This window comes from Psychromonas arctica DSM 14288, from assembly GCF_000482725.1.
Lineage (GTDB): Bacteria > Pseudomonadota > Gammaproteobacteria > Enterobacterales > Psychromonadaceae > Psychromonas > Psychromonas arctica.
In genome coordinates this window covers 101,236-114,959 of sequence record NZ_KI519479.1, presented here as the reverse complement: position 1 = coordinate 114,959, position 13,724 = coordinate 101,236, and the positions used below count along the sequence as shown (strand labels likewise).

Genomic DNA, 13,724 nt, shown 5'->3' with positions numbered 1-13,724 from the left:
ACTAAAATAGCGACTTAACACGGCGCAATTCACGCACTATTAACATGGGTATAATATAGCAAATAAATAGCCTTCAAATATGAATTAAATATGGATTTAGACACAAATAATCAAACCTGCAATAAAAATGCTAAAACACCTTTTAAAGACGGCCTTATCAAACTCAACTAAAAGATATAGCTATCCTATCTTTACTTGATCTAACCACCTATTTCGACTGTTGAGCCTATGCTATACCTTTATTAATGCTTAGAGGTGAACATCGCTTTGTTAGCGCTAATCACCTTACTATTGAAGATATTTTACTGCAGCAAATTACTTTCTTATTGGAGCTAATTACTATTTATTTTCATAAAGATAGTTACTTTTATTGATGACTGTGTAGGAGGAATTAAAATGGAAAAAATTAATATTATTTGCGTTGATGATGATCGCGAAATCCTAGAAGCTGTCAATCGAGACCTTAGCTTTTTTAGTGAAATGTTCACTATTGAAGAATGCCAATCTGCGGAGCAATGTGAGCAGTTATTAGAAACCTTCGATGCTCAACAAGAATATGTCGCTTTAATTATTTCGGGGCATTTTTTACCCGTTAAATCAGGCGTTGCATTATTAACAGAAGTCGCAATCGACAGCCGCTTCATTGGCACTAAAAAAATCCTCCTAACCGGCCATGCCACACAAGCAGACACGATCAAAGCGATTAACAGCGCCAAGGTTGATGGCTTCTTAGCCAAAGCCTGGGACTCTGACCAGTTAATCCAAATGGTGAAGGAGTTATTGACTCAATTCATCCTTGAAAAAGGGATTGAATATGAACCTTTTATAAAGAAACTCGATGCCCCGACTCTGTATCGATTACTTAAATCATAAATTTTACAGCATTTATTTTACGGCATTAATTTTTTGATAATAACGAATTCGTAATAATGGCAAATAATAAAATAACGCGGAGATACAGATAGAATTACTTCAACAGCTAACATCAACTTAAATTAGATCGCTTTGTGGGAGGCATATTAAATGATAAAAAAAAACTTGAAGTACATTCTGCCTATTTTATTCCCCTTAATTATTATTTTATTACCCGCAGATAGCTTTGGACTAGCAGGTTTAACATTAGTAGAGCAACGCGTCATGGCTATTTTTGTTATGGCTGCTTTGTGCTGGGTCATGGAGCCGATCCCGATTTACGCCACTTCCGTGTTAATTATTGTATTAGAGCTGCTGCTTATTTCCGATCACGGATTATGGTTTGCCACTAATGGCACACCGCAATTGCAAGGGCATTTGCTTAGCCAAAGTGACATTATGGCCACCTTCGCATCACCGATTATTATGCTATTTCTAGGTGGTTTTTTCTTAGCTATTGCCTCGACAAAATATCGTCTGGATATTAATTTAGCCCGTGTACTGTTACGTCCTTTTGGCCACCAGCCAAAATATGTCATGTTAGGTATCATGCTCATCACAGCTGTGTTTTCGATGTTTATGAGTAATACAGCAACCACCGCTATGATGTTATCTATTCTAACGCCAGTACTTGCACTGTTTGGTGATAAAGATAGCGGTAAAGTTGCCTTTGCATTATCGGTCCCCGTTGCGGCCAATATTGGTGGTATTGCAACTCCAATTGGTACACCACCTAATGCCGTCGCCCTAAAATATTTAGTCAACGAAAACAGCATTAGCTTTGCGGAATGGATGGCAATGGGCGTACCTTTTGTTGCTGTGATGTTATTACTCGCTTGGCTATTACTAAACCATCTATTTCCAGCTTCCGTTAATGCCATAAAACTAGACATCGAAGGTACATTTTTAAAAACACCAAAAGCTTGGCTCGTTTATGGCACCTTTTTATTAACCATCATATTGTGGTTACTGGGAGACTTGCATGGCATGAGTTCTTACGTAGTTGCGATGTTACCCGTCGCTATTTTCTCTATCTTTAATATCATTAGCAAAGAAGACTTAAAACATATTTCTTGGGACGTTTTATGGCTTGTTTCCGGCGGCATAGCCTTAGGTTTAGCATTAGACAAAACCGGACTGGCAGCTAGGACCATTGAAGCAATTCCATTTCATCATTTTCATCCATTAGTGCTCATTGTTGGAGCCTCAATGCTATGTTTACTGATGGCAAACTTTATGTCTAATACAGCCAGCGCTAACCTGCTATTACCCTTAGTCGCGACATTAGGTGCATCGATGCACTCATTACTTCCCTATGGCGGTCAAATGGTCCTTATATTATCAGTAACCTTTGCGGCCTCGCTAGGCATGTCATTACCTGTCAGTACGCCCCCAAACGCACTTGCTTATGCTAGCGGGCACATTAGAAGCTCACAAATGTTAAAAGTGGGTGTAATACTTGGATTGAGTGGTTTGATGATCAGCTTTTCAATGTTTTTTGTACTACATCAACTTGATATTATTCTCGGCTAAAAAGTGGTTAGAAGATGGAGAGAAGTGCTTATAAAAAAAAGATGTTGTATTTATTCAAGGTGAAAAAAAGCCACTCTAAAGTGGCTAAAATGGGTAAAACGGTCGTGCTCATTAGCGACTGACTTTAGTATTAAGCGTCGCTAATGATGGATGTGATTGTTTAGTTAATGAGCCTTATAAATAAGCTTATTTATAGATAAGCTTGATAAATCGATACTATTATTTATTCAATAATAACCATTCGCTAATAATGTTTCTTGCTAGGTTTTCATCTTTAAGTACTAATGTTAATGGGCCTTGGCCATCAACACTTTTAACAAGTACCATATTATTATCTGAAAGGTACTGGCTATAAACCAAGTCATTTTCACCTAATGCGCTTAATTTGAATGTTAATTCTCCGCCTTGCAAAGACCAGCCTAGTGTTATTTCTTGACCTTCTTCAGTCATAGTCAAAGTTGATTCAGAAAAACTGACGGTGACCATTGAAGGGTCAGGTACTTTAGAGTCTGCCGAGTCATCAAAAACAAAATAGAATGTCTCACCAATTAAATCGTCTTCAGTCCAAAATTTAGTCTCATCAATCTCTGATTTGTGCATTACCGTGAGATCTTTATCTGCTAAAGGGACAGATAAAGACAAGTCATTACTGACATAAATAAATTGATCCGTCTCTTGTTCTGAACCAAATGAAGTCGTCAATTGGTTGCCAGTTATTGTATAAGTCGCGATATTACCTTCAAGATCGGCTTCACCATTAGAAAAAGTAACAGCTCTTACACCTTCGTCATTAAAGTAACTACTATTAAGGCTAAATTGCGTTAACTCCCCCTCTTCAAGGAAGTCTGATAATGAGGTTATTAATCGTCGATGTTTAATCTCACCTTCTTTATCAATAAAGATATTATTCAAATCTAAATCCATACCCTCATTAATTAAATCAAATTTAATATAATCATTAATTTTTGTCGCTTGTTTAATTAATTCACTGGTATCGTTGTCTTCTTTTTGTTTGCTAAGTTGGGTAACTAATGCACGAGCTAATAAATGTACCTGTGCCTGTTCAGCTGCGGCTGAAGCAACATAATCACCACTGATCAGTTCTTTATCAAGTCCCAAATCATTAGCAATATCAGCCATGGTTTTATCAGTATCTAAGGCATCTAGAGTTGTATATGGTGTAATAACATTAGGCGTATCTACCGAAATATCGGCGACCATTTGATAACTTTGAGCAATAAAACCAACACCATCGTTATCACTTGTTTGACCTGCAATTGCGCTAACCACAATCTGCCCTGCAGTATAACTTTCAGGAATAACAATAAGACCGTTACTATCCGTTTTACCGAGCTCATTACAGTCACTTTCATCTGTTTTAATGACACACACATCTGCATTCGCTAAGTAACCATCAATGACACGATATTCTGTACCAGAACTTTTATTAACCTTATTAGCACTATCATCAGATGAAGATCCCCCACAAGCAGAAAGTAAGCTAACAATGCTAAGAGAAAGTAACGTTTTTTTGATCATTTTATCATTCCTTTATAGGGTTATTCGCAAAAAACTAATCACCCCTTGATTAGTTAATTCGCTGAAGATGAGAGAAATGTACGATCAAAAAATACTTAATAATAGGTACGATAATTAATGGAAAAACCACATTGTTTTTTATTATTATTTTAAAAAAGGGGAATAAATGTGATTAAAGCAATAGGAAAACAAGATAGGACGTGCAGTTAATGTGTATAAAATCAATAGCTTGAATTTAAATATGCAATCATTGCTATCTCTACAATTAGACTGCAAACGACTCAGTCATAACAAGCTATCACTTTTTATGAATACAGATAATAAGCATGATCGGAAAATATAATACTGTAATTAACGTCAGCAAGGGATATCTTTTTTTGCGGCTCAGTGAGGAGGTTATTTATAATCACTTTACATTTGTAACCTGATCCAAGCTTTGGCAAATCTTAAGTCATTCTCCACCGTGCGTGTAGAGACACTTAATAATCTTGCAATCTCTTTATTAGAACGTTGCGCGTAATACCTAAGCTCCACCGCTTCAGCTTGTCGTGGGTATTGCTTCTCTAATGCATCAATATTTAACGATAAAGACGATAGCTCATAGGATTTATCTAGGCAGTGCCCTTGTTGTGATATTGCACGAGGCGACATTAAACTGGTGCGTTCAGGATTTCTCGATTTGGTTTCAACTAATTTACGATAATGATCAATAAATGTATTTCTTACGGTCGCATTGAGGTAGCTATAAAACTCTCTCAGTGTGGTAATCGGCAACTTCGATTCCGCCTTGGTCAAACGTTCATAAACATCGTGAGCTAAATCAGTGGCTGATTGTGAACAAATAGCCGTATTAGCATTCTCAGGCATATTTTCACGGTGCTTCACAGCTAATTGTTTTATTCTGTGGTAAGTCATCCCCATTAGAATTTGCGTTGCCGCGGGGTCTTTATTTTGCCAACCTTTCACCAATTGAATCAATTCACTTTCTTCCATGGTTTTACCTTCTTAATTGTATTGACGCGTTTGCTTTATAAAAGTGACGTCCACTGATCTACTATATATTGCGCAAGCTGTTTATCTTTAATGAATAGAGATTGCACACCTGATGCTTGATTCTTGGTGATGATCATCTCGTCGTCGGTCATTAATTTGATGATATTTAATGTTGCTTGATCATTGTCCGAAAACGCTAATTCCAACTCGCCCTGCGCATTAATCTGCCATGGCACAGTTATCGACTCACCATTGATGGTCAATACAGCTGAGCTTTCGGTAAAAATAGCTTCCATTAATGTTGGTTGGATTGCTTCATTTAGTTCAAGCGCTTGATCATAAAGGTGATACCAGGGACCTGCTAATAGTTCTTGCTTCGACCAAGGTTGACCTTTTTTATGACTAATAAGATCTTCATAGGTAAATATCACTAAGTCACCATCTAACAATGGTACCGTCAATGCTACAGACGAAGAGACATAAATAGCCACATCACTTTCAGGCCCTTCTCCAAAGTCCATTGTCATCAGGTTATCAGTTATCTGATATAGCGCTTCAAAGTCTTTAGATTTAAGGATGCCTTGTGAAAATAAAGCGGTATTGGCCGTTTCATGCTCGACATCGTTTTTGTGTGTTCCTGACCAAAAAACAGGTTGCAGCTCAAGAAACTGCTTAAACTTTTCTTGTCCAACCAAATACTCTTTTGCCGGTGAAAAGTACCCTTTAATGACTTCCGGAATATTTACGATATAGGCAGATAGCGACGGTGCATGTTGTTGAAAATAAAATGAGCTCTGAAGTTCTGTAAGCGCTGTTACTTGACCTTGAAATGCATAGTAAAAATCTATTGTTTGTCGTTGTGGGTTAGTAAGTTCTTGCCAATGAGTCTCTTTAATATATTGCATTAATTGAGTATGCAAATTAAACGTTTCAGTGATTTTGTTGCTCTTACGATCGTAAGTTAGGTTGAGCAATTGATGATAAAAATAGGCTTGTGCCGAGCTGACTGGTAGCTTTGTTCCAGGCGTAAATTCAAGCTTATCCTTAAGCATTAATAAATGACGATCTGCTAAATTTGATTGATTGTCTTGAGTGATTAAAGAAAACAACCTTTGTCCTGCGTTAAAGGCGATATCGGTATCGGTTAAACTGTCAAATCGCTCAATAATTTTGTTATAAAGCAATATCGCTTTTTCATTTTCACCACGACTGACATAGTTATTTGCTAAACTTAATTCTACCGTTGACTTCCTATCAAAATCCAAATCGAGTACCAATGAAAACTTTTCTAGCATCACATCTGTTTGTTGTTTTTCCGCCTCTAAATGCTGGTATTGAAACAATAAATCAGTAACTAGAACCACCAACACCATCACAAAAAAGCTAGCTAAAGAAACGGAAACAGGGTGACGTTTACAAATAAACTTTCATGCTTATGCATTTAACTCAGGTTGTTTTAATTGGAGCATGAAAAATTGCTAAATTTAACAACCTATTAGGTATTTCTTTTTCTACAAACCTACGGTTGAAGCGATAACAGAACTCATTAAGATATTCTTGTAGAAACTTTCCTGTCACACCATGAAAAGTACCCAGTAAGAACGTTTTCAAATTACCAATTGCTATATGAACCCACGGAAGCCATTCATCAACTAACCCACTAGGCGTTACTTTTGGAATGTGCTGCTGTGTTTTATTTATAATATTGAGTGAAGGATAACCATCCGTTCTTACTTTCTGCTTTGGTAATAGATATCTATTTACAAATTCTTCGACATTAGAAAAATTAACACTATCAACAGCCTTCATTGCGATAAAACCAGCTTTCTTTTCTCGGCTTTCACAAGCGACGATAACGGCTGTTTTCCCACTTGCGCCACGCCCTCTTTTTCCTTTTTGTTTACCGCCAACAAAGGCGTCATCAAGCTCAATGGTCCCTGATAAACGATATAAACTATCTCTGTGGCCCATGGCTTCTCTTACTTTTCGTAAGATTAATCGAGCGGTACGCCAATTCACTTCAATTAATTTGCTAAGTCGTAATGCTGAAATACTACCTTTATCTGAGCCAATAAAATACAACGCCCAAAACCACTTTAACAAAGGTAAATGACTACGATGAAAAAGAGTACCAGCCAAAACAGAAGTTTGCTTGTGACATTTACTACACTCAGTTACTTTTCTACTAATTAACTCAGAGCCTTTGTCATGCATGCATCGAGGGCATATAAAACCATTTGGCCATTTAAGTGTTTTTAGATGCGCGATACAATCATCTTCAGTATAAAATTTACGTTGCCACGTTAAAAAACTAGCTTCTGGAGTTTTCATAACTTTCACCTCGTCAACAAACTGTTTATACATACAGTATAGACGATACCTGACTCAAGTGCAGAAGCATGTAAACTTTTTAATTCGGTATATTTTATTCGATGCATAGGCAGTGGCTACGTGCCCCGTTAAAAAAAGAGTGATATCCTGTTTTAATTCAGATACCGAGGCATAGCGGCCGGTAGCTGATGAAGCAACCGCTTTGTTAATAATCGCTTTAATTTCTTGATAGTATTTAATATCGGTGGTCATCTTCTGTGTGACCAATGCAGATAAAATCTGACCTAAAGCATACACATCGCTATAAACACTAGGTTTTTCACCATTGATTAATTCAGGGCTAGCAAAGCCTTTAGAGATACCATTTAATGGTTCAGAGGTTTGTTCTTGAGACGTTGATTGTGGATTATTAATCACTTGAGAAATACCAAAATCAAGTACTTTGATCTGTTGCTCTTGATTAATAATAATATTAGCGGGTTTTAAATCACCATGAACCACCTGCATTTGATGTGCATAATTGACCGCACTACATAAGCGAGCAAAAGTGATCAGTTTTTCATGTAAAGTAAAGTCTGTATCGGCAAAATAATTAGATATTTGATGGCCATCCAAATATTCCATTACGACAAAATGTAATCCCTCTTCAGTGATCCCTGCATCGTACACTGAACAGATATTGGGGTGATTAAGCTTAGCCATAAAGTTGGCCTCACTGACTAGCTTATTACTATCAAAAAAAGGATACAGTAATGACGAAATGACTTTAATCGCTACGGTTTGCTCAAATCGACCATCGATACGCTTTGCTTTAAAAACAGCGCCCATACCCCCCTGACCTAAAAGCTCCGTTAGTTTATAAACAGAAATTATATCGCCTATTTCCACTGTATTTTGCTGTGCAAATATTTCACTCTCTTGAGCGATATGATGGGACAAAGTAAAGTCATCATGCTCTGCTGAAAGTAAGGCTAAGACCTGCGCTAAAATCGCTTGATCTTTGCATTTTTCACGTACAAAAGCTTCCCTGTGTTGCGCTGCTAACTGCATCGCTTCACTATATAATTGATATACCATAATAAAGTTTTTCACTTCCTTTGAATGACATGCTTGCAGTTATTTCACTGATTAAATAATACAGACATACAAGATGTTGTAGGTTTGCAGACTTAGAAACCTACACTCATCTAAAAAATTAAGTTGATCGCTAATAAGCCGTTAAATAGAGTATTAAGTGGTTCGGTAACTGTATTAATAGCGATAATTTTTAGCGTATTGATGTCATGACTGCACATTATTCAAAAACCGAATCTTGTCGACAATATTTACAGTCTATAATAAGACGCACTCTAACAGGGAAAATAGAAGCTTACAATTTAAGTTACTGAAAAATATAAACAAAAAAGTAAAGAAGAAGGGATATTAAGGTAAGTGTTGAATTTTGAATGTTATTATAAATATTGAATAATGGCATCAAAGTAAAAAACACATCAGGTTTTAACACAATGACACCCTCATTATACTAAAATATTTGAACCTCAAGCCTGCTCTTATTGACCTTGATATTAAAAAATTATTTTGATTATTAAAACAGTAATAAACGACCTAAAACTATTGCTTCATAGATACGAGAAAATGAATTACTTATGCCATATCGGTTATCATTTAATTAACCTAATCACTAATAATAACCCTGGTCATCAGTAATCAAGGTTAGCTCAACAAAGTGAATCCTAAGATTTACGCCCGTACTGCAAGGCAAAAACTAAAAAGAGAGAAACGATTTTCACTCTAATTTATTCTCCATTCATTGGTTATTCACTTGTCATTTGTTCAACACTGAGTCGATATAGTAAGGTGAAATGAACAATAAAGAACGGCACTACTCAGTGCTAACTCAGCTATTGCTATCTATTGTTACATCATAGGGCCATACTGAATCCGTTATACAATAAGCCTGTAGACCAAGATATTGAGCCAATGTGTAATTTCCGTTATTCACTTAGTTGAATAATTATAAGTAAGCAATTTCTACAAAAGGAAAAAATCATGAGTAAAGGCCAAGACACTAAAAAAAATGTTAAAAAGAAACCATTATTAACTGCAAAAGAGAAAAAAGCAGCCAAAGCAGCAAAACAACCCGTCAGTACTTCTTTAGTACACTAGATGAATAGTGCACTATTTTAAAATGTATAAAGTATTAAGTGCGTTTTAATAAGTAAATTAACAAAATAAGGTAATCAACTCTTTGATTACCTTTTATTGCCCAGCTAAAAAACGACAACAGATATAAAAGCTTATCTATCGGTTATGAGCTTTGCTAAGCCGCTAAAGTAAATACCGACTTTTTTCTGAGACCACCTGTGCCAATATTATTTAACAGGCACTGTGAATTTATCATCACATTTAATCAGTTATCAGCCTAAAAAAATGTAACTATTGATGACATCACTAACAAACCTCCCCTTTTTAAACGAGATAAAACCGTTACAATATTGTTTATATTCATTTTTGTATTGATGTAGATATTTATATAGATGTATAAGTTGATGTTGATTAAATTAATCATGGTTATTCAAACAGCCAATACCATTACGTTTTTTCAAGGAGAATAATAAATGGAAGGGATTTTTTGCGGTTATTACGATCAAGAAATGGAACAAGATGTTCCCCTTCAACCCACTTTAGATGAAGCATTAACTTTTTTTAGACATTTCCATTGGCAAAATCAACAGCAAACATCGTCAATGAAAATATTAATCTTTCAAATTCCTGAGTCAGACGAGGCTTCTTTACACATCTCTAGCTTAGAAACAGGAAAATGGATGATTTCAGCTAAAGTTTCTCAGCGTCGACGCTTTTTAGGTCCTTTTTTTAAAAGAGATACTTTTAGCCTGTTTGATGATAAAAATGCAATTGAAACTGAAGCATTGATAAAAGACTTTTACCAGTGTTCTTTAAATGAATTCTCTCAACGATTAAAAAGTAATAATCAGCTATAACCTTATTATTTTAACGCGCAGTATTAACAATAAAGTGTGTAAACTTTACAAAAAACAGATAGTTAAAAATAAAAGATAGAGAATAAGTAGTTATTTATCATAAGGTTAAGTTTTGGCTTATGCCTTGCAAATAACCAATGTAAAACATAGAGCTAAGAGAAAATAACAGGTACAAGTGAGTATATAGAGGTAGTAAAATGACCACCAATAACCTAAACCTCAAATTACTACGACGTTAAATCAGTCCTGTTGAATCTATGTCATCATTTTTCTTAAGGGGATTATTAATGCCTATTTATTTTTATTACATCGCGTTAACCTTCATTTTTGCTTTATTGGGTTATTACAGCACTTTTTTACTGTCTTTTATTTTATATTGGATCAGTGCCTCTCTCGCCGTTATTTCAATTGCTTACCTGATTAAAATGCCCAGTATATTTAGAAAGAATAGCGATGGACGCATTCCCCTCTATATTAATGTTTTATTATGGCCATTTATCGCAGGTGTTTATATTTATAATGGCATTGCTAGGAAGCTAGATAAGACCCCTAAAATACATGAAATAGACAAAGGTTTATTCGTCGCAACACGTTTAAATACACAAGACTTTATATCCGGTGATATCAGTGATATTCATGCAATTGTAGATATGACCGCTGAATTTAGTGCCTTAGACTGGGGAAGTACTGCGCTAGATCTAGATTATTTGAACATCCCAACATTAGACCATCAAACACCGGATCTCGATTCTTTACAGCAAGCAATCACTTGGATCGACAACCATATTAATGATGGTAACAACGTGGTGGTTCACTGCGCTTTAGGCAGAGGCCGTTCGGTATTTGTTGCCGCAGCTTATTTATTAGCAAAAAACCCGGACTTAACCGTTCGAGAAGTATTAGATAATATATCAAGTGTGCGTACTCAAGCAGGTTTAAACAAAAAACAGTTAAGACGCTTAGTGCAATATCGAGAACAGAAAAGCCTTAATACTTACCCAACGGCTTGGTTAATTGTAAATACGGCGGCAGGGGGCGGGAAGTGGGAGCAATATAAAGTCGATGTTATCAATCAACTTAATAAACACTTCACATTAACAGTAAAAGAAACGACCCCAACACTATCCGCTAAGCACTATACCGAACAAGCGCTAGCGGCCAAGACTTCGACAGTGATTGCCGCAGGTGGAGATGGTACCTTAAGGGAAGTTGCTGAAGAGGTAGTGAACACGAATATTATATTTGGTTTTTTACCTATGGGTACCGCAAATGCATTAGCCCACCATCTATACGGCCACCTGTCTAAAATAACCCCCGTTGAGCTAGCGCTATCACACATATGTAACAAACAAACAGTTAAAATTGATACCGCAAAATGTAATGATAAAACGGTGCTGTTATTAGCAGGAATTGGCCTAGAATATGACATGATCAATTTTGCAGACAGAGAAGTTAAAGATGATAACGGGCAATTTGCTTATTTAAATGGTTTTTGGAAAGCGTATTCAAAGGGTAAAAACTATCAGCTCGAGATCGCTTTTGATGAGCAGGATTTTACCCCTATCAAAACCACTAGTTTTGTAGTTGCTAACGCCGCCCCCGTAACAAGTTTATTAGCACAAGGTAATGGAGCACCTAATATACAAGACGGTTACCTTGATATTACTTGGATTAATTCAACACAACAGGTAGGCAGTAAATTAGTGGGATTAGGGGAATTAATTTCAGCAGGATTGAGCTTTAATAATGAACAACCGAGGCCAGTAGATAGCGAACAAAATATTCAAGCTAAACGGGTTAAAAAAATAAAAATCAACAGTAAAGAAAGCATTAAATACGTCATTGATGGTGAGTTATTTGAAAGTGATACGCTCAGTATTTGTATTAACCCCAGTGCATTAACAGTTTTTTTAAAACAATAAAAATAACCGCGCTTAGTGGACTCTGCTGACAATAAGCAGCTCCACTTAGCGCTTTTATTTCAATCTTCCATCCACTTTCATGGTTCATGGTTCATTATCTGTTCCAACAGCCATTCAACTTAAATTTATATTTCCTCAGCAAAAATGCTACAGAGCTAGGAATAACTGACAATTATTTTTGTAAAATTTACCACTCCGTCTTTTTAAGACCTTATAAAACAGAAATAAACAAAATAATATCAGACAGTTAGGTTCAGGCCTAGAATTTGCAATTGGATTTTTATATGTAATTTTCTAGGAGTACGACATGGACTTATTAAATATTGATCAATATTGGAAGCTGATAGAAGAAAAGCTAAATACTTGGATAGAGACAGGCATACAGCATATACCCAATTTAATCGTGGCGATTATCTTTATTATTTTATTTTCTTTATTCGCGCGTATCGCCGGTAATGTAATGCGTAAAGTATTAAGGCGTGCATTTGACTCCCACCAAATAGCAGACTTAATTACAGCGATTCTTAAGACATGTTTAATATTAATGGGTATTTTCATCTGCTTAGACTTTGTTGGTTTAAAAGGCACAGTGACCTCGTTATTAGCGGGTGCAGGGATAATTGGTTTGGCGATTGGTTTTGCCTTCCAAGATATGACTGAAAATTTAATTGCCGGCATTGTAATGGGGATTAGAAAACCATTTAAAATCGGGGATATAGTCGAAGCTGATGGCGTATTTGGTACTGTTAAAACGATTAATTTACGCAATACCTTAGTTGAAACATTTTTTGGTCAACTAGAAATTATTCCTAACAAAATATTGTTCAGGAATATATTAACCAATTACACAGTGATTGGTGAAAGACGTATTGAAGTCCCCGTTTCAATTTCTTATGCTGACGATCCGGATCAAGCTGCCAAGCTGTTAGTCAACGCATTAAATCAATGCGACTTTGTGATCAAAAAACAGGAAACCAATGTATACGCTGAAAGTTTTGGAGACAGCGCCATTAATTTATTAGTATGGTTTTGGATTGATTACCCTGGCCAGACAGGCTTCATGGCAGCAAGGCACCAAGCTATTTCTCTTATTAAAAACACACTATCGGAAGCTGATATCTTGATCCCATTCCCTATTCGTACCCTAGATTTTGCAATTAAAGGAGGAAAAGAGTTAGGCCAGGTATTAAATGAGCAAGCAGATGCTGAACAAGTTAATGTTAAACAAGGAGCTAAGCAACGGACTAAGCAAGGTGCTGCATCTACTAATAACTCGCATAACAAACAGCCTCATAAAAGTACTAAAGCCGCTACTAAATCCAGTATTAAATCAAATACGACAGGCACGGCAAATAACAGCTAAGCAATGCAATCGCTAATCGCTAATCGCTAATAATAGAATAATAAGTAAATTCCTCCCTACCTCTCTAGGATTATCTGTGAAGTTAATCCTAGAGAGGTGATATAACCGTGATCATTTAAGCTGAGAAAT

At 36.1% G+C, this 13,724-nt stretch carries 10 protein-coding genes; 5 read left to right on the top strand and 5 right to left on the bottom strand.

Going from position 1 to position 13,724, the window contains the following annotated elements:
• The first annotated feature begins 396 nt into the window (after nt 1-396).
• Together H592_RS0115540 and H592_RS0115535 are read left to right on the top strand one after the other, a co-directional pair.
• Nucleotides 397-873, top strand: coding sequence for a response regulator (locus H592_RS0115540; protein WP_028869573.1), 477 nt, complete (start codon nt 397-399; stop codon nt 871-873).
• A gap of 150 nt (nt 874-1,023) precedes the next feature.
• Nucleotides 1,024-2,445 carry an SLC13 family permease gene (locus H592_RS0115535; RefSeq protein ID WP_211235678.1) on the top strand — a complete coding sequence of 474 codons (1,422 nt, stop codon included), beginning with the start codon at nt 1,024-1,026 and terminating at the stop codon, nt 2,443-2,445.
• 219 nt (nt 2,446-2,664) lie between these two features.
• Here the strand turns inward: H592_RS0115535 and H592_RS0115525 are convergent, their stop codons facing one another.
• From H592_RS0115525 to H592_RS0115505, 5 genes are all read right to left on the bottom strand, one after another.
• Nucleotides 2,665-3,984 carry a hypothetical protein gene (locus H592_RS0115525; RefSeq protein WP_028869571.1) on the bottom strand — a complete coding sequence of 440 codons (1,320 nt, stop codon included), beginning with the start codon at nt 3,982-3,984 and terminating at the stop codon, nt 2,665-2,667.
• A gap of 411 nt (nt 3,985-4,395) precedes the next feature.
• The gene (locus tag H592_RS0115520; RefSeq protein WP_028869570.1) at nt 4,396-4,977 is read right to left on the bottom strand and encodes a sigma-70 family RNA polymerase sigma factor; all 582 of its coding nucleotides are present in this window, start codon (nt 4,975-4,977) and stop codon (nt 4,396-4,398) included.
• Between the two features lie 35 nt (nt 4,978-5,012).
• Nucleotides 5,013-6,341, bottom strand: coding sequence for a hypothetical protein (locus H592_RS0115515; RefSeq protein WP_028869569.1), 1,329 nt, complete (start codon nt 6,339-6,341; stop codon nt 5,013-5,015).
• Nucleotides 6,342-6,423: 82 nt separating this feature from the next.
• Entirely contained in the window at nt 6,424-7,308 is an 885-nt protein-coding gene (locus tag H592_RS0115510; protein WP_028869568.1) for an IS1595 family transposase, read from the bottom strand.
• A gap of 54 nt (nt 7,309-7,362) precedes the next feature.
• A complete protein-coding gene (locus tag H592_RS0115505) occupies nt 7,363-8,400 on the bottom strand; it encodes a serine/threonine-protein kinase (RefSeq protein ID WP_156916140.1) in 1,038 nt (345 codons plus the stop codon).
• A gap of 1,526 nt (nt 8,401-9,926) precedes the next feature.
• Here H592_RS0115505 and H592_RS0115495 point away from each other — a divergent pair.
• From H592_RS0115495 to H592_RS0115485, 3 genes are all read left to right on the top strand, one after another.
• Nucleotides 9,927-10,310 carry a hypothetical protein gene (locus tag H592_RS0115495; protein WP_028869566.1) on the top strand — a complete coding sequence of 128 codons (384 nt, stop codon included), beginning with the start codon at nt 9,927-9,929 and terminating at the stop codon, nt 10,308-10,310.
• 287 nt (nt 10,311-10,597) lie between these two features.
• A complete protein-coding gene (locus H592_RS0115490; RefSeq protein ID WP_028869565.1) occupies nt 10,598-12,232 on the top strand; it encodes a diacylglycerol kinase family protein in 1,635 nt (544 codons plus the stop codon).
• Nucleotides 12,233-12,539: 307 nt separating this feature from the next.
• Nucleotides 12,540-13,595, top strand: coding sequence for a mechanosensitive ion channel family protein (locus tag H592_RS0115485; protein ID WP_028869564.1), 1,056 nt, complete (start codon nt 12,540-12,542; stop codon nt 13,593-13,595).
• Nucleotides 13,596-13,724: the final 129 nt, after the last annotated feature.